Source organism: Enterovirga sp. GCM10030262 (assembly GCF_042666435.1).
GTDB lineage: Bacteria > Pseudomonadota > Alphaproteobacteria > Sphingomonadales > Sphingomonadaceae > Allosphingosinicella.
Genome location: NZ_JBHTDC010000002.1, coordinates 1015353 through 1042244, shown reverse-complemented (window position 1 = coordinate 1042244; position 26892 = coordinate 1015353). Strand labels below are relative to the sequence as shown.

General features: G+C 69.0%; 14 protein-coding genes and 1 tRNA gene. 11 read left to right on the top strand and 4 right to left on the bottom strand.

Annotation, left to right across the window (positions count from 1 at the left end; translation table 11 throughout):
* Nucleotides 1–99 precede the first annotated feature (99 nt).
* The 11 genes from ACFQRC_RS14280 to ACFQRC_RS14230 all read left to right on the top strand — a co-directional run bounded on the left by ACFQRC_RS14280 (nt 100) and on the right by ACFQRC_RS14230 (nt 24948).
* Nucleotides 100–1932, top strand: coding sequence for a ShlB/FhaC/HecB family hemolysin secretion/activation protein (locus tag ACFQRC_RS14280; protein ID WP_379962393.1), 1833 nt, complete (start codon nt 100–102; stop codon nt 1930–1932).
* Entirely contained in the window at nt 1932–6605 is a 4674-nt protein-coding gene (locus tag ACFQRC_RS14275) for a beta strand repeat-containing protein (RefSeq protein WP_379962392.1), read from the top strand. The genes ACFQRC_RS14280 and ACFQRC_RS14275 overlap by 1 nt, the downstream gene beginning before the upstream one ends.
* Nucleotides 6605–9712 carry a CHAT domain-containing protein gene (locus tag ACFQRC_RS14270; RefSeq protein WP_379962391.1) on the top strand — a complete coding sequence of 1036 codons (3108 nt, stop codon included), beginning with the start codon at nt 6605–6607 and terminating at the stop codon, nt 9710–9712. Before ACFQRC_RS14275 ends, ACFQRC_RS14270 begins: the two co-directional genes overlap by 1 nt.
* Nucleotides 9713–9795: 83 nt before the next feature.
* Nucleotides 9796–11829, top strand: coding sequence for a BamA/TamA family outer membrane protein (locus tag ACFQRC_RS14265; protein WP_379962390.1), 2034 nt, complete (start codon nt 9796–9798; stop codon nt 11827–11829).
* Entirely contained in the window at nt 11829–16043 is a 4215-nt protein-coding gene (locus ACFQRC_RS14260) for a translocation/assembly module TamB domain-containing protein (RefSeq protein ID WP_379962389.1), read from the top strand. Before ACFQRC_RS14265 ends, ACFQRC_RS14260 begins: the two co-directional genes overlap by 1 nt.
* Nucleotides 16044–16283: 240 nt before the next feature.
* On the top strand, nt 16284–17591 hold the full coding sequence (locus tag ACFQRC_RS14255; protein WP_379962387.1) for an amidohydrolase family protein: 1308 nt from the start codon (nt 16284–16286) through the stop codon (nt 17589–17591).
* Between the two features lie 85 nt (nt 17592–17676).
* Complete coding sequence (locus ACFQRC_RS14250; RefSeq protein WP_379962386.1) at nt 17677–21342, top strand: hydantoinase B/oxoprolinase family protein; 3666 nt, start codon at nt 17677–17679, stop codon at nt 21340–21342.
* Entirely contained in the window at nt 21339–22019 is a 681-nt protein-coding gene (locus tag ACFQRC_RS14245; protein WP_379962385.1) for a DUF969 domain-containing protein, read from the top strand. The genes ACFQRC_RS14250 and ACFQRC_RS14245 overlap by 4 nt, the downstream gene beginning before the upstream one ends.
* Nucleotides 22016–22951 carry a DUF979 domain-containing protein gene (locus ACFQRC_RS14240; protein ID WP_379962384.1) on the top strand — a complete coding sequence of 312 codons (936 nt, stop codon included), beginning with the start codon at nt 22016–22018 and terminating at the stop codon, nt 22949–22951. Before ACFQRC_RS14245 ends, ACFQRC_RS14240 begins: the two co-directional genes overlap by 4 nt.
* A gap of 14 nt (nt 22952–22965) precedes the next feature.
* Entirely contained in the window at nt 22966–23979 is a 1014-nt protein-coding gene (locus ACFQRC_RS14235; protein WP_379962383.1) for a DUF2891 domain-containing protein, read from the top strand.
* A 9-nt stretch (nt 23980–23988) separates the two neighbouring features.
* The gene (locus ACFQRC_RS14230; protein WP_379962381.1) at nt 23989–24948 is read left to right on the top strand and encodes a 2OG-Fe(II) oxygenase; all 960 of its coding nucleotides are present in this window, start codon (nt 23989–23991) and stop codon (nt 24946–24948) included.
* 16 nt (nt 24949–24964) lie between these two features.
* Here the strand turns inward: ACFQRC_RS14230 and ACFQRC_RS14225 are convergent.
* The 4 genes from ACFQRC_RS14225 to ACFQRC_RS14210 all read right to left on the bottom strand — a co-directional run bounded on the left by ACFQRC_RS14225 (nt 24965) and on the right by ACFQRC_RS14210 (nt 26823).
* Nucleotides 24965–25040 (bottom strand) — tRNA-Phe (locus ACFQRC_RS14225).
* A 38-nt stretch (nt 25041–25078) separates the two neighbouring features.
* The gene (locus tag ACFQRC_RS14220; protein WP_379962380.1) at nt 25079–25288 is read right to left on the bottom strand and encodes a DNA gyrase inhibitor YacG; all 210 of its coding nucleotides are present in this window, start codon (nt 25286–25288) and stop codon (nt 25079–25081) included.
* Entirely contained in the window at nt 25266–26258 is a 993-nt protein-coding gene (locus ACFQRC_RS14215) for a hypothetical protein (RefSeq protein WP_379962378.1), read from the bottom strand. Before ACFQRC_RS14215 ends, ACFQRC_RS14220 begins: the two co-directional genes overlap by 23 nt.
* On the bottom strand, nt 26251–26823 hold the full coding sequence (locus tag ACFQRC_RS14210; protein ID WP_379962377.1) for a Maf family protein: 573 nt from the start codon (nt 26821–26823) through the stop codon (nt 26251–26253). Before ACFQRC_RS14210 ends, ACFQRC_RS14215 begins: the two co-directional genes overlap by 8 nt.
* Nucleotides 26824–26892: the final 69 nt, after the last annotated feature.

Here is a 26892-nt window from a genome sequence, read left to right as displayed (position 1 = left end):
ACGGCGGGTGGGGGAGCTCTTGGCAGGGTGGACATGGGCAAAGAAATGGGTGGCGACCTGACGCCTGGTCCTGAGGTTTCCGGTGGAGCGGGACTTCGGATGGGCGGGGGCGTGTCCGGCCGCGCGGCACGGGGCGGGATCGCGCGTTTTTCCAGGTCGATCGGCTTTTGCGCGGCCCTCGCCGCGATGGGTCCGACGGCGGCCTGGGCGCAGCAGGTCCCGACCGGCCAGATCGCGCCGACCCGCGAGGAGGTCGAGCGGGCGCCACTCCAGCCCCCCATCCAGACGCCGCCGCGATTGACGGTGGAGGGCGGCATCGAGCGCGCCCCCTGCGCGCTCGCCGACCCCGCTTATCGGGATGTGGCGTTCACCGTCACCGCGGTCGTCTTCGATGAATTGCAGGCGGTTTCGCCCGAGCTGCTGCGGCCCGCTTATGCCGATTATGTCGGGACCACGCAGCCCGTCGCGGTGGTCTGCGAGATAAGGGACCGGGCGGCAACCATCCTGCGCGACGCCGGCTACATCGCCGCCGTCGAAATCCCGGAGCAGCGCATCGCCGACGGCACGGTCCGCTTCCAGGTGCTGATGGCCAGGCTGGTCGGCATCAGGGTCAGGGGCGATGCCGGCCGCGCCGAGCGGGTCATCGCCGGCTATCTGGAGCGGCTGACCGGGCAGGAGGTGTTCAACCGCTTCGACGCCGAGCGCTATCTTCTCCTCGCCGGCGACTTGCCCGGTTATGACGTGCGTCTGTCGCTTCGGTCCGCCCAGGCCGGCCGGGGCGAGGTGATCGGCGAGGTCGCGGTCATCCGCGCCCCGGGACAGATCGACCTCAACATCCAGAATTTCGGGTCGCGCGACCTGGGCCGCTGGGGCGGCTTGCTGCGCGGCGAATTTTACGGGCTGACGGGGCTTGGCGACCGCACCACGATCGCATTCTTCAGCACCGCCGACTTCGACGAGCAGCAGACGCTGCAACTGGGCCATGATTTCCGGGTCGGCAGCGAAGGCCTGACGCTCTCGGGCCAGTTCACTTATGCCTGGGCCGATCCGGCTCTCGGCAACCCTTTGCTCGACGTCAAGGCGAGGACGCTGCTGGCGACGGTGGAAGCCTCCTATCCATTCGTCCGAACCCAGTCTTTCACTTTGCGCGGAGCCGGCGGTCTCGATCTCATCAACCAGCGCGTCACTCTCAACAAGGCGATCGAGCTCAACCGCGACAAATTGCGGGTCGCCTACCTGCGCGCGGACATCGACGCCGCCGACGCCGACAGTATCGGCCGCCTGGGCGGCTATTCGGCGGCGGAGCCGCGCTGGCGGTTCGTCGGCAGCGTCGAGCTTCGCCAAGGGCTTGGCATATTGGGTGCGAGCGAGGATTGCGGACCCGCCTTCAGGCGCTGCAACACCCCTGGCGAGTCGCGGCTCAGCCGGCCGGAGGGCGACCCGACCGGCACCGTCTTCCGGTTCAGCACCTATGGCGAGTACCGGCCCGTGCCGAACATCGCTTTCGCTTTGGGCATGCGCGGCCAGGCCTCCGCCGATCCGCTGCTGAGCTTCGAGGAATATTCGCTCGGCAATTATACGGTCGGGCGCGGCTATGATCCCGGCACCCTGCTCGGCGACAATGGACTGGGATTCCAGGCCGAGCTTCGCTTCGGCAGCATCATTCCCAAAGCGCTCAACCGCTTTTCCGTCCAGCCCTATGTCTTCTTCGATGCCGGCTGGGTGTGGAACGAGGACCGGCTCAACGCGCGTGACGTGCGGCAGCAACTGACCTCGGTCGGCGGCGGCATCCGCGCCCTGTACGGCGACCGTGCGCAGCTCGACGTGGTGCTCGCCGTGCCGCTCGACCGCGCCGGAATGCTGATGACCGAACGGCCGGACCCGCGGCTTCTCGTCTCGTTCACCACCAAGCTTTGGCCATGGAGGTCATGATGACGGCTAAGCTCATATCGCACGCACCGTCCTCGACCACCGGGCTCGGCTCGGTTCGGAGGAGCCTCCTTCTTTCCTGTGCCGTGGGCGCCGCATTGGGTCTCGCCGGATCCGGCGACGAGGCCGTGGCCCAGGGATTCCAGGGGACGCCGACGGTCGATTCGGGCCAGGTCACCTTCGACAGCGGCACGCCCAATACCGACGTCATCACCGTGGGAACGCCGACCGCGGTGGTCAACTGGGACCCGTTCGACGCCTCTGGCTCCGGCCCGGTGAATTTCCTGCCCAACGGCAATACAGCGATATTCCAGAATGAGCCGGGTCTGCCGACCTTCGTCATCCTCAACCGGATCCTGCCGACCGATCCGGGCCGGGTCGTGGCGTTCAACGGCACCGTCATCAGCCAGCTTCAGGACGCGGCCGGCAACGTGACCGGCCCTGGGGGAGGTGTCGCCTTCTACAGTCCGGGCGGCATCCTCATCGGGTCGAACGCCGTCTTCGACGTCGGCAGCCTGCTCCTTACCACGCTCGACCCGGTGCGCGACGGCAGCGGCAATTTCTTCGGCACGGGCGGCGAGATTTCGCTGCGGCTCGACGCCGAGCTCGGCAGCGCGTCGTCGGCCATCCAGGTTCAGCCGGGCGCGCGGATCCAAGCCCTCGCGGAAGGCAGCTATATCGGCATGATCGCGCCCGGCATCGTCCAGCAAGGAGATGTCCGGGTGAATGGCTCGGCGGCCTATATAGCGGCCGAGGCGGTCGACCTCGTGATAAACGACGGCCTGTTCGACATCAATGTGCAGACGGGCAGCGAGGTAGCCGACGCCATCCGCCACCGCGGATCGACCGGCGGTCCGGCGAGCGGCGCTTTGGGCGACCACCACAATATCTACATGGTCGCCATGCCCAAGAATCAGGCGATCACCGTCCTGCTGGAGGGCAATGTCGGCTTCGACGCCGCGACCAATGTGTCGATCGAGAATGGCGCGATCATCCTGTCGGCGGGCCACAATGTCTTCGGCGGCGCGTTCGTCGGCGGTCCCGGCCCCGCCGCCGGCGCGGACATCAACATCGTCGGCGGCGATTTCACGTCGGATGTCTCGGCGCGGGCGCGCGGCCTCGCGCTGGCGGCGTCCCAGACCGGCGATCTCACCTTCGCCGGAAACGTCACTCTCCTGGGCAGCGAAGGCGCCAGCCTGGGGGCCGCCAACGGCCTGAACCTCACGGTCGCGGGCGATGCTGTCGTCGGCAATGGCAAAGGCGACGGCTTCTCGGGTTTTGAAAGTGGCGTCGGCGGCGACGCCCAGCTCTTCGCGAATGCCGGTTCGACCGTCACGATAGCCGGCGATGCGACCGTCGATGCCAGCACGAGGGGCGGTCTGGCGGAGGCGGCGACCGGCGGTACGGCGCGGGTCACCGTCGTGGGCGGAACGCTGAACGTGGACGGCGACCTGACGATAGACGCGGGCGGAAACGCCGGCGGGACGACCCAGGGACAAGGCGGACCCTCCGGAACCGGCGGCGAGGCCTTGCTCTCGGCCACGAGCGGCGGAAGCATCGCCGTGGGGGGAAATGCTTCGCTGCGGGCGATCGGCCTTGCCGGCATCAACCAGTCGGGCAGTGGGGCAAGCGGCACCGGGCAAGGCGGCACGGCGACCATCGTCGCGCAGGGGGGCGCGATCGACATTTCCGGCAGCATCGACGCCACGGCTCTCGGCCTCGGCGGCACCACGTTCGGCGGCGGCGACGGCGGCGCGGGAACCGGTGGCGACGCCTCGCTCACCGTGTCGGACGACGGTTCGCTGAGCGCCGGCAGCAGCATGGTAAGCGCCGACGGAGCCGGCGGTTCGGTGAGCGGCAGCGGATCGGGCGGATCGGGCGTCGGCGGCGCGGCCCGGATACGGTCGAACGGCGGACAACTGACCATCGCCGGAACGTTGACGGCGTCCGCGAACGGCAATGGCGGCACCGGCTCGGGCAGCGCGGGCGTCGGAGGCGACGGGACAGGCGGCCTTGCAATCGTCAGGGCCAACGGCGGCGAGCTTGGCTTCGAGAACGGATTCGTCACCGCGACCGGGGCCGGAGGCGGAGGCGTGATCGGCGGCAATGGCCGCGGAGGCATCAATACCGGCACCGAGGAGGATCCCAATGGCGGCGCGCTGGTGGCTGCACGAAACGGGGGGACGATCAGCGGCAACCTCCTGGACGCGAGTTCGGCCGGGATCGGCGGCAGCGGCAACGCGGGCGCCGGCGGCGACGCCACCGGCGGCCTGACCGCCATCACCGCTTTCGACGGCTCCGCGCCGTCGCTCGTCGACATCGCAAGCGTCGACCTGGACGCCACCGCGATAGGCGGCGCGGGCGGGACGACGGGGAATGGCATGGGCGCCGCCGGAGGCACCGCCGATGGAGGCGACGTTCGCGTGCTCGCCCAGGCGATCAACGGCAATCTCGAACTGGGGTCGACGAATGTCGACGTCATCGCTCGTGGCGGTGACGGCGGGGACGGCATCGATGGGAGCGCCGGGGGCGCCGGCGGAGACGCCATCGGCGGAAGCGCCAATGTCGGGACCACCACCGGGGCGCCAAGCTCGGCGACGGCCGCCGGCACCGCGGCCTTCACCGATATCGTCGTCGATTCATCCGGATTCGGCGGATCGGGCGGTGCCGGCTCCAGCGGAGGGGACGGCGGCGTCGGGCTCGGCGGCGATTCGGTCCTGGTCGCGCGCGGCGGGTCGGTTTCCGCGAACAGCGCCACGCTCGTCGCCAACGGCCGAGGCGGCGATGGCGGCGGCGGACGGGGGGGCGCCGGCGGCGGCGGTAGATCGGCGGCGCTGATCACCAGCCGCTCCGAGGGGAGCGATCCCGGCCAGGCGGACGTCACCACTTTGAGCCTCGAAGCGCGCGGGTTCGGCGGCGGAGGGGCGACGGTCGGCCCGGCCCGGTTCGGCGAGACCGGGATCGAAGCGCGGGACGGGAGCTCCGCCCGTTTCGATACGGTCGATATGAGGGTTGAAGGGGCGGTGCCCCGCATTTTCACCTTCCTCGACGAGAATGGCATTCCGGTGAGTGAAGAGGCCGGGCCGGCCTATCTTCGGGCGAATGCGAGCACGATTCAGATCGCGAACTCGCTCGACATCGGGACATCGGCCGACATCGAATTCGCGGCGGCCGGATCGGGGAGCATCACGGCGGACCGAATCGTCGCGGTGGCCGACGGCACGATCTCGGTCCGCCACAGCCAGCGCCCGGCGGGCGGGACAACGCTCGGCGGCACGGACATCGCCTTGGACGGGGCCGGCGGATTCCAATCGACCGCCGATTCGCTGATCGGGGCCGTCGGCATCGTTTCGATCTCGACCGAGGGCGACGCGGTGATCGGCAATGTGGAAGCCGGCTCCTCGGCGGCCGTCTCGGCGGAGAATGCCGTCCTTCTCGGCGAATTGCTCGCGCCCAGCATCTTCGTCCTGTCCTCGGACATCGACATACGCAACGGCGCGACCGTCGGCATCGAGGGCGTTTCGACGGTGCATCTCTTCGCGAATTCGGATGGTTTGCAGACGGTGATCGGCGGCAATACCGAAGGGCCTGGCTATACCCTGACCCAGGCGGAAGCCTCGCGCATCGAGGGCAATGGCGTGACCGTGACCGTCGCCGGCAACACTATCGGCGACGAACCCGAGGTGCTGGTCCGCGATCTCGTCATCCAGGGTTCCGAGGCCGGGGGCGTGTCCTTCGTGTCGCTGTTCAGCGACGGCACGGTTCGGGTCGACGGCGCCGTGCAGGTCGTCGGCGCCGATGCCGGCGACGTCCTCTTCATCGGCAGCAACGACCGGCTGGAAGTCATCACCCCCACCGGCAGCATCGAGATGCGGAACGAGCACGGCGAGCTTTCCGGCTTCCTCGAGCTGGTCTCGGACAATATCGTGGTCACCGACCTGTCGCTGGCGGGGCGGCTCGCCGCCGACCCGAATTTCGTCGGCCGCGACGAGGCCCTGCTGGCCAATAGCGGGCCCAACAATCCGGCAGGATATGTCCAGGCCGGCGGCATCGCGCTGTTCGCCAGCGACACCCTGTTCGTGCAGAATACCGGCACGGCCACCGATCTGGGCGGCGTCACCGTCGGCGAGAGCGGGCTGCTGGTCGCCCCTTTCAGCGGAGAGACGGTGACCGTCATCGGCTTCGGCCGCCGCGAGAATCCGGACGGCGCCAATGTCACCGGCGATGCCTTCTTTGACGAGGTGCAGTTCCTGACCGACGGCGAGACCAACTTCTTCTCCGAGGATTCGGAATTCAACGGGGTCAACATCCTGGCGGGAACCACGCCGCCTCCGCCTCCGCCTCCGCCGCCGCCGCCACCACCGCCGCCGCCGCCACCCCCACCCCCGCCCCCGCCTCCTCCTCCTCCGCCCGAGGAGGTGCCGCCGCCGGTATCGGGCTCGGAAGTGGTGCTCGGACCTCTCGAGGGAACGGGCGGCGTGACGGGAAGCGACGAGGGCGGCGACGACGGGCCGGGCGGGTTCGGCTCGGGCTTCGTCGGGCTCGTCGACACCAATTCGCTCCAGGCCGAGGCGCTGATCGAGGAGCCGGTGGCCAGCGGCGGCGACAGCACGATGTGGACCGACGAGGACGAGGACGACGACGACGACGACGACGATGAGGACGAGGAAGAATGATGAGCATCCGGACGAGTCCCCTGATCGCGGCCGCGCTCGCGGCGGCGTCGCTCTCCTTCGCGTCGATGGCTCCCGCCCAGTCGATCAGCTTGCGCGACACGTTCCGCATCGGCTCGGGTTCGGGCGTCCTGTGCTCGGCCCAGACGAGCAGCCGCGACAAAGCGCTGAGCGACATGTTCGACCGCGCTTATTCGATCGTCTGCCGCGACGCCGCGGTCCCCGTCGGCCGTCTCTACGCCCTTCGCGAGCGCGGCGGCGACCCGGCCGGAAGGCTGGCCGCGCTCCGCGCCGAGCAAGCGGAATGCGGCGCGCCCGCCGGCGAGGAGATCGATGGGTTGGGAACGGTCTCGGCCGCGACCTGCCGCATGAAGGAGCTCGACGTCCCTTACCGCGTCTATGAATGGCGCGAGGGGGACACGCTCTACGTGGCGGAGGGCCTCGCCGGCTATGATTCGGCGCTGCGCCTCGGCCTTCGCACCGTCGTCGCCGACGCCCCCGTCGACGGCGAGGTCTCGATCGCCACCACCGCCGCCGGCGATCCCGCCGCCTTCGCCCGGGTCCAGGCCGGCACCCTCGATCCCGAGCTCGCGCTGGCCGAAGCCTATCGCCGCAACAATAGCGGCAGCTATGCCGAAGCCGCCGAATTCTTCGGCTCCCTGCTCGGCGACGGCCCCGGTCAGGCCGAAGCGCTGGTCAACCAGGCGCTGCAGCAATCGAATCTCGGCGATTACAGCCAGGCGAACCGGCTGTTCGCCCAGGCCGAAACGCAGGCTTCCGGCGATCCCGTCGTCGCCCGCATGTTGCGCAACTACCGCGCCATGCATCTTCTCAACCAGCAGCGCCCGGAAGCCGCGCTGGCCGAGCTCGACCGGCCGCTGCCCCAGGTCGCCGCCCTCGCCGGAGCGGAGATAGCCGACCTCGTCATCGACGCCGACACCGCGGCACGGCTCAACGCCGAATCGCCGGTGTCCCGCCAGCTGAGCTCCGCCGGCTCCTCGCTCCAGCCCGAAGAGAAAGTCGAGATATTGGAGGGGCAGGCCAAGCAGCTTCGCGGCGCCATCCTGCGCCTCGAGGGCCGGCCCCAGGAAGCCGCCGTCGCTTACGACGCCGCGCTCGCGCAGCTTGGCGCGGTCCGCGGCGGCCGGGTGACGTCGACCGTGTGGATGCGCGGCCAGCTGCTCGGCGGCCTCGCCGACATCGCCGAAGAGCAGGGCGACCGCGCCGGCGCCGAGCGGCGGCATCAGGAAGCGGTGGCTTTGGTCGGCGCTTATTATCCCGGCTCCGCCGCGGCGCTCAGCGCGCAGGCCCGGCTCGCCGCCTATTACGCCCGCACCGGCCAGTCGGATCAGGCGATGGCGCTCTACCGGCAGATCGTCGACGCCGCCGCCCAAGGCGGCGACAGCTCGCCGGCGCTCAAGCGCACCCTGGCGCCCTATTTCGCGCTCCTCGCCGACCAGGCGTCGCGGCCCGAAGCGGTGGCCGACATGTTCAAGGCCAGCCAGCTGATGGTCCGGCCCGGCGTCGCCCAGACCCAGGCGGTGCTCGCCCGCGAGCTGAGCGGCGGCAGCGACGAAGCGTCGCGCCTGTTCCGCCAGTCGGTCACCCTGACCCGCGACATCGAGCGGACGCGGGTCGAGGCCTCTCGCCTGGGCGCGCTCACCGATCCCGGCACCGCGGACAATGTCCGCCTCGCCGAATTGCGTCTCCAGCTCGCCCAGATGGAGCGGGACCAGGTCGCCACACAGGCCAAGCTCGCCGCATTCCCGCGCTACCGGGTCCTGTCCGGCGGCGCGATGGGCCTCGACGAGTTGCGGCAAGTGCTCCGCGACGGCGAGGCTTATTACAAGATGACCGTGGTCGGGGACGCCGCCTACGCCGTGTTCGTGACGCCGTCGACGGCGCGCGCCTTCCGCATCGGCGCGACCCCGCATGCGCTCGAAACCCAGGTCGACGCGCTCCGCGATACGATCTCGACGGTGGAGAACGGCCAGCTCGTCACCTATCCGTTCGACGTGGCGACGTCGCACAAGCTGTTCGGCGAACTCTTCCGGCCGGTCGAGGCCGAGCTGGCGGCCGTCGACCATCTGATCTTCGAGCCCGACGGGGCGATGCTTCGGCTTCCGGTCAACCTGCTCGTGACCGAGCAATCGGGGGTCGACGCCTATCTGTCCCGGGCGAGCCGGCCCGAAGATGACGGTTTCGATTTCACCGGCGTGCAATGGCTGGGCCGGGACCGCGACGTCAGCACCGCCGTCTCCGCCCGCTCCTTCCGCGACGTGCGGCAGGTCGGGCGGTCGGACGCGGCCAACGGCTATATCGGCTTCGGCGAGAATGCGCCGCCCCCCGGCATCGCCGGCGCCGAGAGCGCCTTTCGTGGCCTGACCGACGATATGGCGGGCTGCGCCTGGCCGATGACGGCCTGGGGCAAGCCGATCTCGTCCGAGGAATTGCGCACCGCAAGCCGGTTCCTGAATCGCGGTGAACCGGCGATCGTCACCGGCGAGGCCTTCACCGACACGTCGATCAAGAATCGCGAGGATCTGGCGCAATATCGGATCATGCATTTCGCGACCCACGGCCTGGTGACGGCGCCCCGGCCCGAATGCCCGGCCCGACCGGCTTTGATGACCAGCTTCGGCGGCGGCGAATCGGATGGCCTGCTCACCTTTCGCGAGATCTACGACCTTCGGATCGACGCCGATCTCGTCATCCTCTCGGCCTGCGACACCGCCGGCAAGGCGTCGGTCGCGGCGACCCGCGAGGCCGGCCTCGGCACCGGCGGCGATTATGCCCTGGACGGCCTAGTGCGCGCCTTTGTCGGCGCCGGCGGCCGTTCGGTCGTCGCCAGCCACTGGCCGGTGCCGGACGATTATGATGCCACCAACCGGCTGATTTCCGGGCTGTTCACGGCCCCGCCGGGCACCTCGACGGCGACGGCCCTGCGAACCGCGCAGGCGGCGCTGATGGACGATGCGGCGACGTCCCATCCTTATTACTGGTCGGGCTTCGCGATCATCGGCGATGGCGCCTCGCCGGTCATCCCTGAGGCCGGAGCCGAGAGCCAGACCGCGGCGCAGTCCGCCGGCGGTCCCGCCCAAAGCCGCTAAGGATTTCCGGCGCGGCACTTTTTCGCTTCTCTTTCGTTTCGTTCCCCAAACGGGGGCGAGGCTTCTTGGATAATAATGGACTTTTGATCGCGATCGTTGCGGGGGGGACGCTGACGCTGGGCGGCGTCGCCCACGCGCAGCCTGTGGCCGACGAGCCGGTCATATCGGACGAAGCATTCGAATCCCGCTTGCCGCCGCTCGATCCGGCGCTTGGCGAGCCGCTCCAGCCGATCGGCGATTTCGAAGGCCCGGCCGTGCCCGTCCCGGCCGAGCCGGTGCCCGACGCGGCGCTCCCCGATCCCGCTCTGGCTCAGCCGCTGCCGCCGCTTTCGACCTTCGATGTCACGACGCCCGAAGCGACCGACGATGGCGACGCGACCGAACTGGCCCCGGTTCGCTACAGCCTCACCGTCGAGGGGCTGGACGAAGTCGGCCTCGCCGGGCGTTTCCGCGACCTTTCGGCGCTGGAGCAAGCCGACGGGGAAGCCGCGAACGGCGCGATGATCGCGGCCCGGGCGCGCGAGGACGAGGCGCTCGCCATCCGCCTGCTCCGCTCGGAAGGCTATTATGATGGCACCGCTGTGGCGGCGATCGAGCAGGTGCCCGAGCAGCCGGGGCGATTGCGGGTCGTCCTCACCGCCGCGCCCGGCCAGCGCTACGATTTCGGCGAAATCGCCCTTCCCGGGCCGGAGACGGTCCCGCCTGGGCTCCCCCGCTCCGAGCTTCCGCTGAAAAGCGGCGATCCGATCGTCGCCGCCATCGTCGAGGGCGCGGAGGCCAACTTGATGCTCCGGCTGCCGGAGCAGGGCTATCCCTTCGTCGAGATCGGCCCGCGCGACGTGCTGCTCGATCCGGCGACCGGCCTTGGCGACTACACCTTGCCCGTCGAGCCCGGCCCGCGCGTCCGCTTCGGCGGGTATCGGACAACGGGCGACCTCGCCTTCGACGCAAGCCATGTCGGCGTCCTAGCCCGCTTCGAGCGCGGCGCGCTCTACGACAGCCGCAAGGTCGACGACCTGCGCGAGGCGATGGTCGCGACCAACCTGTTCAGCAGCGTCTCGGCCGAGCCGGTGCGGACCGGCGAGACCGCGCCCGACGGCACCGAATATGTCGACATCCTCGTCCGTCAGGATGCCGGGCCGCCGCGCTCGCTCACCGCCACCGGCGGATTCAGCACCGGCCAGGGTTTCCGCCTCGAAGGGGCGTGGGAACATCGCAACCTGTTCCCGCCCGAGGGTTCGCTGCGCGTCGCCGCCGTCGCGGGCACCAAGGAGCAGTCGCTCGGCGTCACCTTCCGTCGCTCCAACGCCGGCAAGCGCGACCGGACCTTGCTGCTCACGCTGGAGGCGGGGCGGCGCGATTATCCGGCCTATGAAGGCTATACCGCCTTGCTCTCCGGCCGGATCGCGCGCGAATCGACGCCGATCTGGCACAAGCGCTGGACCTGGGCCTATGGCGCCGAGCTGATCGCGACCAACGAGAGCCGCTTCCGGCGGCGGGATTTCAACCAGCCGAGCGACACCTATTTCATCGGTGGCCTCGTCGGCCAGATCGGCTACGACACCAGCGATTCCCTGCTGAACCCGACCAGCGGCTTCCGCCTGCTGGCCCGCGCCAATCCCGAAGTCTCGCTCAAGGACGGCGCCAATCCCTATATCCGCAACCTCATCGACGGCAGCGCTTATTATCCGGTGAGCGAGGATCTGGTGATCGCCGGCCGCGCCCGCTTCGGCTCGATCTACGGCATCGAGCGGTCCAATCTCGCGCCGTCGAGGCGGCTTTACGCCGGCGGCGGCGGGTCGGTGCGCGGCTTCGGCTATCAGGAGCTCGGACCCAAGGACTCGGAGAACAATCCGATCGGCGGCCGCAGCCTCACCGAATTCGCGCTGGAAGGGCGCTATCGTTTCGGCAATTACGGCGCCGTCGCCTTCATCGACGCCGGCCAGGTCTATGAGAGCCAGACCCCGCGCCTTTCCGACCTGCGCTACGGCATTGGCGTGGGCGGCCGCCTCTACACCAATTTCGGCCCGCTCCGGGTGGATGTCGCAACACCCATCAACCGCCAGCCCGGCGAATCGCGCATCTCGCTCTACATCTCCATCGGTCAGGCCTTCTGATGGCGGAGGAGGCGGTCCTGGACGATGCCGAGCCTCCCGCCCGCCGCTCCCCGTGGCGCACGGGCGCGAAATGGGCGGGGATCGTCCTCGCCGGCCTGCTGGCGCTGCTCGCCTTGCTCTATGTCGGCCTTAACACCGATCCGGGCCGACGCTATGTCGTCCGCCAGATCAACAACCTTGAAATGGCGTCCGGCCTGGAGATCGGCATCGGCCGGATCGAGGGCTCGCTCTACGGCAAGCTTGTCCTCCACGACCTGACCTTGGGCGACCGGCGCGGCACCTTCTTCACGGCGCCGGTCGCCGAACTCGACTGGCGCCCGTTCGCTTACCTCCGCAATCATGTCGACATCCGGTCGCTGACATTGCCCCAGGCACGGCTCGCGCGGCTGCCGGAGCTGGAGCCGGGCGATCCAAACGCGCCGCTGCTGCCCGATCTCGATATCGACATCGGCCGGCTTCAGGTGGGGCGCCTGCTCATCGAGCCCGCGGTCACCGGGCGACGGCATCTGCTCACCTTGTCGGGCATGGCGAAGATCGCCGACGGCCGCGCGCAGGTCTCCGCCGACGCCGAAGCGCTGACCGCGCCGGGCATGGCCGGCGGAGACCGCCTCGTCTTGCGGCTGGACGCAGTGCCCGAAGCCGACCGCTTCGATCTGGAGGCGCGGCTCCAGGCGCCGGGCGACGGCTTCGTCGCCGGGCTGACGGGGCTGGGCCAGCCGCTCGCCGCCGCCGTCAGCGGGCGCGGGAGCTGGGCGAACTGGAGCGGCCGGGCGCAGGCGACGCTGGCCGGGCAGGGGCTGGCCAACCTCTCCGTCGTCGGCCGCGACGGCACCTTCACCGTCGACGGCCCGCTGCGGCCCGGCCTGATGTTCGAGGAAGGACCGCACCAGCGCCTCGTCGCGCCGCTCGTCCAGGTCAATCTCGTCACCACGCTTCAGGAGCGCCGCGCCGACACCCGCCTTCGTCTCACATCGTCGGCCCTCGCCGTCGCGGCCGGAGGGATGGTCGACCTCGGCGAGAGCCGGTTCGAGGGCGTCCGCGTCGCCGCCCGCCTGCTTCAGCCGGGCGCCATCGCCCCCAATCTCAACGGCCGCGACGTCCAGCTCGCGATGGTGCTGAACGGGCCGTTCGCGACGCCGGTGGTCGCCTATGATCTTCGCGCGGGGACGCTGGGCTTCGGCGAAACGGTGGTCGAGGGCCTCCGCGCCCGTGGCCGGGCCAGGATCGACACCGACCGCATCACCATCCCCGTCTCCGCGACTATTCAGCGGATCACCGGCCTCAACGAGGCGGTGGGCGGGCTGCTCACCGATGTGCGGATCGACGGCACGCTCAACATCGCCGGCTCGCGCATCCTCTCCGACGATCTGCGCATCCGGTCGGACAGGATCGACGCCACCGCGATCATTGTCGCGGATCTCGCCCAGGGCGAATATCGCGCCGGGTTGCAGGGCCGGGTGAACAATTATCTCGTTCGCGGCATCGGCCTTCTCGACATCGACAGCGATCTCGACGTCGTAAGCCGGGGCGACGGCTTCGGCATCAATGGCCGCGTCGCCATCCGCACCCGCCGCATCGACAATGCGTCGGCCCGCGATTTCCTCGGCGGAAACGCCATCGTCACCGCCGCCATCGACATGAACGAGGACGGGGTGGTCCGGCTCAGCGACATCCGCCTTTCCTCGCCGGGGCTTCGCATCACCTCCGGCAGTGGCACTTATAGCCCGAACGGCGCGATCGACTTCCGCCTCGCCGGAATCTCCACCGCTTACGGCCCCCTCGCGGTCGTGGTCAGCGGCACCGTCGCCCAGCCCAATATCCGCCTCCGCGCCGCCAGCCCCGGCTTCGGCATCGGCCTTTTTAATGTCGAGGCGGAAATACGCGCGACGGCGAACGGCTACAGGATCGCGGCGACGGGCGAATCCGAATACGGGCCCTTCTCGGCCGACATCACGATACTCTCCGGGTCCGGGCCGCTGACCATCGACATCCATCGCCTCACCATCGCCGGCATCAACCTTGCCGGCCGGGTGGTGCAGACCGCGGCGGGACCCTTCGCGGGCACCTTGACCCTCAGCGGTTCCGGCCTCGACGGCGTCGTCCGCCTCGCCGCCGCCGGCCAGTATCAGCGCGCCGACATCTCCGCCCGCGCCAATGGCGCCCTCATCCCTGGCGAGCCACCGATCCTCGTCCAGCGCGGCCTCGTCCAGGCGACGGCGATCCTCTATCCGGGCGCACCCTCGATCGTCGGCGATGTCCAGCTCGCCGGTGTCAGGCGCGGTGAAATGGCGATCGAAGCGGCGCGGGCGAAGATCAATGTTCGCGGCGGCCGTGGCCAGGCGCAGCTCGTCGCCAACGGACGGAGCGGCGTGCCCTGGCGCGTTGCCACCAACGTGGCGCTGGCGCCGGACCACATCCGCGCGGCGGCCCAGGGGACGATCAACCGCATCGACTTCCGCTTCGCGCGACCGGCCGACATACGCAAGGTCGGCGGCGACTGGCGCCTCGCGCCCGCCACGATCGTCTTCCCGCAAGGCAATGTCCGCCTCGCCGGCCGCTATGGCGACGGCCTGGTCGTCCAGACGCGGATGGACGGTCTCGATCTCTCGATCGTCAACGCCTTCGCGCCGGCGCTCGGCCTTGGCGGCAAGGCGACCGGCAGCCTCGATTTCGTCCAGCCCTCGGGCGCCTCTTTCCCGCGCGCCGATGCCCGCCTCACCGTCGAGGATTTCACCCGCACCGGCGTCGCCACCTTCTCGGAGCCGGTCGATATCGCCTTCGCCGGCCAGCTGCGGCCGGAGGGCGGCTCCGCCGGCGCGGTGATCCGCCGGAACGGCGCGATCATCGGCCGCGCCCAGGCCCGCCTGCAGCCCCTTTCCCCCGCGGCCGGAAGCTGGACCACCCGCCTCCTCGCTTCGCCGCTCTCCGGCGGAATCCGCTATAACGGGCCGGCCGACGTCATCTGGTCGCTGACCGGCATGGCGGACCAGCAGCTCTCCGGCCCCATCGGGATCGCCGCCGATTTCAGCGGCCGGGTCCAGCGCCCGCAATTCACCGGCGTCATTCGGGCCAACGATCTGACCTTGGTCGACGAAACGTACGGCACCCGCGTCACCGGCCTCAAGCTACAGGGCCGCTTCACCAGTTCGCGCCTCGAGATTACCCAGCTCAGCGGCCGCGCGGGACGCGGAACGGTGACCGGCCGGGGCAGCGTCGGGCTCGCCGCCGACGCCGGTTTCCCGATCGACGTCCGGCTCGTCTTCGACCGCGCCCAGCTCGCGCGCAGCGACGCCATCGGCGCGACCGTCACCGGCGAGGTCGCGATCACCAATGGCCCGAACCAGCCCGCCCTCATCAGCGGCGACCTGCAAATGCCCGAGATCCGCTACCAGATCATCCGCCAGGGCGCGGCGCAGGTGGCCGAGCTGGAAGGCGTCCGCCGCGTCGGCGAGCCGCTCCTCGCCCCCGACGAGGTCAACCAGCGCTCGGCGGCGCCCAGCATCTGGAATCTCGATTTGCGCGTCCGCGCCGACAATGAGGTGTTCGTCTCCGGCATGGGCCTCGAATCGGAATGGGAGACCGACCTGCGCGTCCAGGGCACGTCGGCCAGTCCGATCGTCACCGGCACGGCGCAGGTGATTCGCGGCACCTACAGCTTCGCCGGCACCCGCTTCGAGGTGACCAATGGCGACGTCACCTTCACCGGAGGCGAAACCATCGATCCGCGCATCGCGATCACTGCCTCGGGCGATGTCGAGGATGTCACCGTCACCATCAATGTCAGCGGCCGGGCCACCGACCCCCAGATCGCCTTCAGCTCCTCGCCCGCTCTGCCGCAGGACGAGATCATGGCGCGGCTCCTGTTCGGCGGATCGGTCACCGAATTGTCCGCGCTCGAAGCGGTCCAGCTCGCCGCGTCACTCAATTCGCTACGCGGCGGGGGCGGCGGGCTCAACCCGCTCGGCATGCTGCGCTCGGCGACCGGCCTCAGCCGGCTGCGCATCCTCGGCGCCGACGAGGCGACCGGGCGCGGCACCGCCTTGTCGGCCGGATTCTATATCGGCGACGACATCTATCTGGAGGTCATCACCGACGCTCGCGGCTTCACCGCCACCCAGCTCGAGATCGCCTTGTCGAAGAGCCTCAGCCTGCTCTCCCAGGCCGGCTCCTTCGCCGGCACCAGCGCCAGCATCCGCTACCGCAAGGAATATTAGAGCGCGATGCGGTGACATTGAATCGTCACCCTGAACTTGTTTCAGGGTCCACCTACCGACCCGTCATGTGGCTCGGATATGGATGCTGAAGCAAGTTCAGCATGACGAGATGGTGCAATCCAAACTCATCATCCCCTGGCCCCCGGCGAAGCCCGGGGCCAGAACCGCGCGAACATCTGGCTCTGGCGTTCGTGTCCCGAATCCTCTTTATTGCGCGGCCTGCCTTCGGGGGAGTTATCGATGCGCCTTGTCCTTGCCCTGTTCCTTTCCGCCACCCTCGCCACCGCCGCTCCGGCCCAGGCGCCCTCCGGGGCCGACATCGTCATCCACGCCGGGGCTTTGCTCGACCGGCCGGGGCAGGCGCCGCGCGGCAATGCGACGATCGTCGTCCGCGACGGCCGCATCATCTCCGTCCAGGACGGCTTCGTCCCGCCGGCCGCCGGCGCGACCCTGATCGACCTTGCCGACCGCTTCGTCCTCCCCGGCCTAATCGACAGCCACGTCCATCTCGATTCCGACCGCGCCGGCATCGAGGGCCAGCTCGCCGAGGTGACCGACAATGTCGCCGACAGCGCCTATGAAGCCGCCTGGAACGCGGAGAAGACGCTGGACGCTGGCTTCACCACCGTCCGCAATCTCGGCAGCGCCGACGGCGTCACCCTGGCGCTGCGCGACGCCATCGCCAAGGGCTGGGCGGTGGGTCCGCGCATCGTCGATGCGGGCACCTCGATCTCGACGACCTCGGGCCACATGGACCCGACCTTGGGCTTCCGCGACGAGCTCCACGCCGCCGTCGATCGCCACGAAAATACCTGCGACGGCGCCGACGACTGCCGCCGCGCGGTGCGCCGCCAAATCAGCCGCGGCGTCGATGTCATCAAGATCGCCACCACCGGCGGCGTCAACAGCCGCATCGGCCTGGGCCTCGGCGCGCAGATGTTCGACGACGAGGCGAAGGCGATCGTCGACACCGCCCACCTCTACGGCAAGAATGTCGCCGTCCACGCCCACGGGGCCGACGGCATCGCTTTGGCGCTGGAGGCCGGCGCCGATTCGATCGAGCACGGCACTTTGCTCGACGCGGAAGGCATCCGTCTCTTCAAGCAGACCGGCGCTTATTACGTGCCGACCCTTTCCACGGTGAACGGCTACCTCGAACGCATCGCCGCCAACCCCGACGCTTATCCGCCCGAAGTCAGGAAGAAGATCGACTGGCGCATCGGCATCACCGGCAAATCGCTTCAGGAGGCGGTTCCGGCCGGCGTGAAGATCGCCTTCGGCACCGACGCGGGCGTCTCCAAGCACGGCCGCAACGCCGACGAGTTCGAGTTGATGGTGAAGCACGGCATGACCCCCGCTACCGCCATCGAAGCGGCCACCGTCAACGCCGCCGACCTGCTCGGGCTGGCGAACGAAATCGGCTCGCTGGAGCCCGGCAAGGCCGCCGACCTCATCGCCGTCTCCGGCAACCCCCTTGCCGACGTGACCGTGCTGGAAAATGTCGGCTTCGTGATGAAGGGCGGCCAGGTCCACAAGGACAAGAATTGATGGCCGCCAGAACGTCATCCCGGCGAAAGCTGGTATCTCACTTCGTTGAAACAAAAGAGATTCCAGCTTTCGCTGGAATGACGTGGTGACGGACGACTGGGAATTCTGGATCGACCGAGGCGGCACGTTCACGGACGTGGTCGCCCGGCGGCCGGACGGCGCGCTGGTCACGAAGAAATTGCTCTCCGACAATCCCGAGCAATATGACGACGCCGCCGTTGCCGGCATCCGCGCCCTGATCGCCGAGCATGGGGACGCGCCGATCCGCGCCGTCAAGATGGGCACCACCGTCGCCACCAACGCTTTGCTGGAGCGCAAGGGCGAGCCGGTGGTGCTGGCCATCACCCGGGGCTTCGGCGACGCGCTCCGCATCGGCTACCAGTCCCGCCCGTACATCTTCGCCCGCCAGATCATCCTCCCCGAGCCGCTCTACGAAAGGGCCGTGGAGATCGACGAGCGCATGACCGTAGACGGCGAGATCCTGCGTCCGCTCGACGCGGGCAAGGCGCGGGCCGATCTTCAGGCCGCCTTCGATCAAGGCTACCGCGCCATCGCCATCGTACTGATGCACGGCTGGCGCTGGACGGCGCACGAGGCGACGCTGGCCGGGATGGCGCGCGACATCGGCTTCACCCAGATTTCCGCCAGCCACCGCGTCGGCCCGCTCGTCAAGCTGGTCGGGCGCGGCGACACCAGCGTGGTCGATGCCTATCTGTCGCCCGTTCTGCGCCGCTACGTCGACCGCGTGGTGGCCGCGCTGGGCGAGGATACGCGCCTCTTCTTCATGCAATCGAGCGGGGGCCTCACCGATGCCGCCGCTTTCCAGGGCAAGGACGCGATCCTCTCCGGCCCCGCCGGCGGCATCGTCGGCATGGCACGGACGGCGGCCGAAGCGGGCTTCGACCGCATCATCGGCTTCGACATGGGCGGCACCTCGACCGACGTCTCCCACTTCGCCGGCACTTACGAGAGAAGCACCGAGAAGATGGTGGCCGGCGTCCGCGTCCGCGCTCCGATGCTCGAAATCCACACCGTGGCGGCGGGCGGCGGCTCGATCTGCCATTTCGACGGCGCCCGTTTCCGGGTCGGCCCCGATTCGGCCGGCGCCGTGCCAGGTCCCGCCTGCTACCGGCGCGGTGGACCGCTCGCCATCACCGACTGCAACGTGATGCTTGGCAAGATCAGGCCGGAGCATTTCCCCGCCGTCTTCGGCCCCGACGGGGATCAGCCGATCGACGCCGGGATCGTCCAAAGCAAGTTCGAGGCTCTGGCCGATGAGGTGGAGGCGGCGACCGGCAAGCGCCTCTCGCCCCGCGATATCGCCGAGGGATTCGTCCGCATCGCCGTCGACAATATGGCGAGCGCGATCAAGCAGATATCGATCGCGCGCGGCCACGACGTCACCCGCTACACCCTCGCCTGCTTCGGCGGCGCCGGCGGCCAGCACGCCTGCCTCGTCGCGGACGCGCTCGGTATGACGCGGGTGATGATCCATCCGCTGGCGGGCGTGCTCTCGGCCTACGGCATGGGCCTCGCCGACATGACCGAGCTGAGGCAGCGGACGTTCGGACGCGGGCTGGGCGAGGCGGAGGCATTGGCGCCGCTCCTGAACGAACTGGCGGAGGCGGGGCGGAGCGCCCTTCTCGCTCAGGGCGTGGCCCCCGAGGCCATCGAGGTTCAGCGCCGCGCCGCCCTCCGCTACGAAGGCAGCGACAGCGCGCTGGAGGTGGAGGTTTCCGAACCCGCCGGGATGCGGCGGCAATTCGAGGAGCTCCACCGCGCCCGCTTCGGCTTCACCGCCGAGGAAACGCCGGTGGTGATCGAGACGGCGATCGTCGAGGCGATCGGGAAGCCGTTGAATGACGAAAGAATTCCGTTCGTCCCGAGCGAAGTCGAGGGGCGCATCGCCCCGACTCACAACGAGCGCCCCTCGACCTTGGTTTATCCTGAGCGGCCGCCGCAGGCGGCAGCCGAAGGGCTCGGGACGAACGAGAGTGGGGTGCTGCAAAGGAACCACCTGCCGCCCGGCGCCCTCGTCCCCGGTCCTGCCACCATCATCGACCCGTCCTCCACCACCATCGTCGAACCCGGCTGGCAGGCCGAGGTAGACACGCACGGCAACCTCATCCTCACCCGCGCCGAAGCGCGCGACACCGCGCCCGCCATCGGCACCAGCGCCGATCCGATCATGCTGGAAATCTTCAACAATTTGTTCATGGCGATTGCCGAGGAGATGGGGGTCGCGCTCCAGAACACGGCCTCGTCGGTCAACATCAAGGAGCGGCTCGATTTCTCCTGCGCCCTCTTCGATCGCGGAGGCGCGCTGATCGCCAACGCGCCCCATATCCCGGTCCATCTGGGTTCCATGGGGGACAGCATCCGCACCATCATCGAGGCGCGGGGCGATGCCCGTGACGGACGCGGCATGAAGCCCGGCGACGCCTATGCGCTGAACGCTCCCTATCGCGGCGGCACCCATCTGCCCGACATCACGGTCATCGTTCCGGTCTTCGTCGATGGCGACGCCGATCCGGCCTGGTATGTCGCCGCGCGCGGCCACCATGCCGACATTGGCGGCATCGCGCCCGGCTCGATGCCGCCCGACAGCAAAACGGTGCATGACGAAGGCGTATTGATTGACAACCAGCTCCTGGTCGATGCCGACCGCTTCCTCGAAGCGGAGATGCGCGCGCTCCTCGCCTCGGGCGAATGGCCGGCGCGCAAGCCCGATCGCAATATCTCGGACCTGAAGGCCCAGCTCGCCGCCTGCGCGCGCGGCGCGGCCGAGCTCCGCCGCATCGCCGCCGAATATGGGCGGGAGGCGATCGACGCCTATATGGGCCACGTCATGGCCAATGCCGAAGAGGCGGTGCGGCGGCTGATCGAGGGGCTGAAGGACGGCGCATTCGCCTATGAGATGGACAATGGAGCGGTCGTGACCGTCTCGGTGTCGGTCGATCCGGCGTCGCGCTCCGCCATCATCGATTTCGCCGGCACCAGCGATCAGCAGCCGAACAATTTCAACGCGCCTTATTCGATCTGCCGCGCCGCGACGCTCTACGTCTTCCGCACCCTGGTCGACGACAGCATTCCGATGAATGACGGCTGCCTTCGCCCCATCACGCTTCTGGTCCCCGAAGGGTCGATGCTCAACCCGAACTATCCGGCGGCGGTGGTGGCGGGCAATGTCGAGACCAGCCAAGTGATTACCGACGCCCTCTTCGCCGCCTGCGGCGCGCTGGCGCCGAGCCAGGGGACGATGAACAACTTCACCTTCGGCGACGAAATCCACCAATATTATGAGACGATCGCCGGCGGCGCCGGGGCGGGGCCGGATTTCGACGGCGCCAGCGCGGTCCAGACCCACATGACCAACAGCCGACTCACCGATCCTGAAATCCTGGAGACGCGTTTCCCCGTCCTCCTCGAACGCTTCGCGATTCGCCGCGGCTCGGGCGGGGCGGGCGCGCATAAGGGCGGCGACGGCGTCGAGCGCCACATCCGGTTCCTGGAGCCGATGCGGGCCAACATCCTCTCCAACCGCCGGCGGGTGCCGCCGGCCGGCCTGGCGGGCGGCGGCGAGGCCAAGGGTGGAATCAACCAGGTGGTGCGGCGCAACGGCACGGTCGAGGAACTCACCGCCACCGCTTCGGCGGATATGGAGAAGGGCGACATGTTCGTGATCGAAACACCCGGCGGGGGAGGGTTTGGCGCCCCGATCCGTCATTCCGGCGAGGGCCGGAATCCATGAACGACCTCCTCGTCCTTTCCGGCATCCTGATCGTCGTCATCGGTTTCCTGCTGCGCTTGAACCCGTTGCTGGTCGTCACCGTCGCCGCCTTCGCCACCGGCCTCGCCGCCGGGCTCGATCTCGTCGCCGTCGTCTCCGCCTTCGGCCGCGCCTTCAACGAGAATCGCTATGTCAGCATCATCTGGATATTACTTCCGGTCATCGGCCTGCTCGAACGCTACGGCCTCCAGCAGCGCGCCCGCGCCCTGATCGCGAAGTTCAGGACGGCGACGACGGGGCGCCTTCTCCTCATCTATCTCCTCTTCCGCCAGGTCACCGCCGCGCTCGGCCTGACCTCGGTCGCCGGCCATCCCCAGACCGTCCGTCCGATCGTCGCGCCGATGGCCGAGGCCGCCGCCGAGCAGCAGCATGGCGGGCTCGACGACCCGACGCGCGAGAAAGTGAAGGCCTATTCCGCCGCCACCGACAATGTCGGCCTCTTCTTCGGCGAGGACATCTTCATCGCCATCGGGTCGATCCTGCTGATGAAGGGCTTCCTCGAACAATATGGCATCATCCTGGAACCGCTCGACCTCTCCGTCTGGGCGATCCCCACCGCCATCGCCGCCTTCCTGATCCACGGCGCGCGCCTCTTGATCCTCGACCGGCAACTGAAGCGGAAAGGGGGCCGGCGATGATCACGCTTCCCTGGCTCTACGCGCTCGCCGGCGCCATGTTCGCGGCCTTCTCGCTACTGAGCGCGCTGGACCGCACCAACGGCAAGCGCTTCGGCAACGCCGCTTTCTGGGGCCTGCTCGCAATCAGTTTCTTCGCCGGCGACCTTTTGGGCGATTTCGGCAACGGCCTCCTCGTCCTGTGCCTCGTCGCGCTCGCCGGTTTCCACGCGCTGGGCCGCGGCGACCCGCCGACCACCAGCGACGGCGAGCGGATCGACTGGTCGAAAAAGCTCGGCAACAAGCTGTTCCTGCCGGCTTTGGTCATTCCCGCGACCGCCCTGCTGGGCACGTTCCTGCTCAAGGACAGCGGCCTGATCGACCCCGCGCAGGTGACGTTGATCTCGCTGGGTCTCGGCGTCCTCCTCGCGCTCGCCATCTGCTTCGCCTGGCTTCGTCCGCCCCTTCTCGCGCCCCTGCAGGAAGGGCGGCGGCTGATGGATTCGGTCGGCTGGGCGGCGGTGCTTCCGCAGATGCTCGCCGCGCTCGGCGCGGTGTTCGCTTTGGCTGGCGTCGGCGAGGTGGTCGGGGGGATCGCGGGCGATGCGATTCCCGAGGGCAGCCTGTTCGCCGCCGTCGCTGCTTACGCCATCGGCATGGCGCTCTTCACCATGATCATGGGCAACGCCTTCGCCGCATTCCCGGTGATGACGGCCGCGATCGGCATTCCGATCCTGATCGGCGATTATGGCGGCGAGCCCGCCATCGTCTGCGCGATCGGCATGCTGGCGGGCTTTTGCGGCACGTTGATGACGCCGATGGCGGCCAATTTCAACATCGTCCCCGCCGTCCTGCTCGACCTCAAGGACCAGAACGGGGTCGTCAAGGCGCAGGTCGGCTCCGCCATCCCGTTGCTCGCGGTCAACCTCCTCCTCATTTATTTCCTGGCCTTTTGACGTAGGAGGGGGCGATGAAACACAGCCTCACGCCCGAAACCGCCGCCCGCTTCGCTGAACTGGCGCTCGGCCACGTCACCCGCGAATATCCGCACAAGCTCGATCATGTGATGGACGGGCCGGAGGACGTGCTCGGCCCGCGCGCGCTCCATCCGATCTTCTTCGGCAGCTTCGACTGGCACAGCTGCGTCCATGGTTACTGGCTGCTGCTGACCGTGCGGCGACTCTACCCGGACCTGTCCGTCTGCGGCCGCATCGAAACATTGGCGGACGAGATGCTCGTTCCGGAAAAGGTCGCGGAGGAACGGGATTATCTGCTCCGCGCTTATTCGGGCGGCTTCGAGCGGCCCTATGGCTGGGCGTGGCTGCTGGCCCTCCACCGCGAAGCCGCGCGGCACCGCGACCGGGAATGGGGCGACGTGCTGGCTCCGCTCGCCGGCGATTTCGCCGAGCGTTTCCGCCTGTTCCTGCCCAAGCTCACTTACTCGATCCGCACCGGCACTCATTTCAACACCGCATTCGCGCTCATCCTCGCGCTCGATTGGGCGGAGGAGCATGATTCGGCGCTCGCCGCCTTGGTCCGGGAGCGCGCGGCGGAATATTATGGCGCCGATCGGGGCTGCCCCGGCTGGGAACCGGGCGGCGACGATTTCCTGTCGTCGGCGATGATCGAAGCCTTGTGCATGAAGCGCGTGCTCGCCCCGGCTCGGTTCCGCATCTGGTTCGATGCATTCCTGCCCGATATAGCCGCCGGGGAGCCAGCAAGCCTGTTCACGCCCGCCACCGTCTCGGATCGCTCCGATGGCAAGATCGCCCATCTCGACGGCTTCAATTTGAGCCGCGCCTGGTGCTGGCGCGGGATCGCCGACGCGCTGGAGCCCGACATGGCGGCCAGGGCGCTGGCCACCGCCGAAGCCCATCTTGACGCCAGCCTGCCCCATGTCGCCGGCGATTATATGGGCGAGCATTGGCTGGCGACCTTCGCCTTGCTCGCGCTCGGCATTGATGCCGCGCCTCGGGAAGGGTAGCCCGAGGCCATGTCCATCATCGATCAGGCGCAGCAACTGGCACGAGCCGGCCGCACGCCCGAAGCGGTCGCCCTCGTCGAGCGAGCCGCCGACGGGAACGACGCCGAGGCCCAGTTCGCGCTTGGCAACTGGCGGCTTTTCGGCCTCAACGGCCCGCGCGACCTCAAGAAGGCGCACGAGCTGCTGCGGCGGGCCGGGGACAAGGGTCATGTCGAGGCGATCCGCACCCGCGCCGCCCTGCTCGCCAACGGCACCGGCTGCGCGCCCGATGAGAAAAGGGCGGTCAAGATGCTCGGCAAGATCAGGGGCCGGGATCCCTATGCCGCGCTCCAGCTCGCCTTCCAGGACAAGATGCGGAGCGAGGCCGAAGTGTCGCGACTTCCGGTCGAGACCCTGTCCGAGGCGCCGCTCATCAAGGCCATACGCGGCCTGCTGAACCCGGAGGAATGCCGCTACGTCATGACGATGGCGCAGCCGAGCCTCGAGCCTTCCTACGTCATCGATCCGCGCACCGGCGGCCGGATGCCCCATCCGGTGCGCACCTCCACCGGCATGAGCTTCGGTCCTACGACCGAGGATCTGGTCATCCGCCGGATCAACCGCCGCCTCGCCCGCGTCACCGGCACCCGCGTCGAATGGGGCGAGCCGCTCCACATATTGAACTACGCGCCCGGCCAGGAATATCGCCCCCATGTCGACGCCCTGCCCGGCGTCGCCAACCAGCGGCACTGGACATTGCTCGTGTATCTGAACGACGGTTATGCCGGCGGCGCGACCCGCTTCGACAAGATCGGCGTCGAATTTTCAGGCCGCGCGGGCGACGCCCTCATCTTCCACAATGTCGACGATGCCGGCCGAGGCGATCCGCTCACCCAACATGCCGGGCTCCCGGTCACCAGCGGCACCAAATGGCTGGCGACGCGCTGGATCAGGCAGGCCCCCTATCACCCGTGGAGCGAGGGTAGCTGATCTTCGCTGGTGGAAATGGTGCCCAGGGACGGGATCGAACCGCCGACACTGCGATTTTCAGTCGCATGCTCTACCAACTGAGCTACCTGGGCGTATCCGGCGGATGCGGAAGACGCGCCTATAGAGGCGGCTAGCGCTCGCTGTCCAGCCCATCCCGCCCGAATTCCGGCGCGTCCGGTTCGGCGGGCGGGCCGGGCACGCGATAGCCGTCGCCGAGCCATTTCAGCAGGTCGCGGTCGCGGCAGCCCTGGCCGCAGAAAGGCGCGTGGGTTTCGCTCGAGGGCTGGCCGCAGAGCGGGCAGGCGTCGCGGCGGGCTTTAGGCTTGGCGGCTGTGGACATGGCCCGCCGATATGGCGAGCCCCAGCTCCGCCTGCAAGGCGACGGGTCCGCCGACCCGCCTCGCCAGTTCCTGCCGCCATTCCGGATGGTCCTCGATCCGCGCGATCACGGGCGGCGCGGCATGGAGAACCCGGCCTCCGGGTCCGCCCGAACGCTCCGCCTGCCGCAGCAGCGCCCGCGCCGCCGCGCCGATCCGGTCGCCCTGCAGCAATTCCGGCAACGACGCCCGCTCCCGCCGCCGCACGATCTGGAGGAAGCCGAAGCCGTTGACGGCGGTGCGCTCGAACGGTTGCGGCAGCATCGCGTCGAGCGCCGCCGCCGCCCGCTGGCGGTCCTCTCGCGACGGCAATGTCGGAAGGTCGATGCCGATCGAGCCGCCGATGCCGAACCGCCGGATCACTCGCCCCGCCGCTTGCGCGCCCGCGACGGCGAGCGCGGCGGGCGCCAGCGCGCCGTCGACGTCGAACAGGGTCATTGCGGGGGTGAGGCTCATCCGCAGGCCGCCGCCCGGAAAGGCGATTTCGCCGGTCCGGGCCTCCTCCATCAGTTCCGACCAGCCCGCTTCCTCCAGCCGGTCGCGATCGAGTGCGCCGACCATCGTCACCGCCGCGCCGGTCGCGGCGAGCCGCTCGCGTAGCGCGGGTCCCGTCCGCTCCGGCGCATCCGTCGCGCGGCATTTTGGCAGCTTGGCGCGGCCTTGTTCGGCGATCGGCTCGCGGACAATCTCGACGCGCAGCGCCGCGCCCTCGGTCGTTCCGGCCGGGATCGGCTCCAGATATGCCTCGCTCCCGTCCGCCAGGGTCACGATGCCCCTTCGGGCGGGCACCAGGATCGACGACAGCCGGCCGGCGACAACCGATCCCGTCCGCACCCGGCCCGGAAGCTCGATCATCGCTTCGACGATGATGCCGTCCTCGACGAGGGCGGCGCGATTCTCGCCGATCCCCGCTTCGTAAAGCCAATCAGCCAAGGGAATAGCCGACCGCGCGGAGCAGCGCCCGGGTTTCGTACAAGGGAAGGCCGATCACGCCCGAATGGCTGCCGGACAGGAACCGGACGAGGGCCTCGGCATGGCCCTGGATTGCATAGCCGCCGGCCTTGCCGCGCCACTCGCCGGTCGTGAGATAGGCATCGAGCTCGGTTTCCTCGAAGCGCTTGAAGGCGACAACGGACGTGGAAAGCCGATGGCGCGCCGTGCCGCTCGCGTCGATCAGGGTGACGGCCGAATGGACCCGATGGCGCCGGCCCGAGAGCAGACCCAGCGCCTGGCGCGCCTCCGCTTCCGTTTCCGCCTTGGGAAGGATGCGCCGCCCCGCCGCGACCACGGTGTCGGCGGCGAGGATCAGGGCGCCGGCCTCGCTCGCCTGCACGGCCGCCGCTTTTTCAGCCGCCATCCGGCAGGCGTAATGCGGGGGAATCTCGCCTTTGCGCGGCGTTTCGTCGATATCGGCCGGCACGACCGCGTCGGGCGTGACTCCGATGCGCTTCAGCAGGTCGAGCCGGCGCGGGCTGGCGGAAGCGAGGATCAGGCGCAAAGGCTGCTCAATTCGTCATGCTGAACTTGTTTCAGCATCCATGCCGGTCTCATCGCGGCAGTGCAAAAA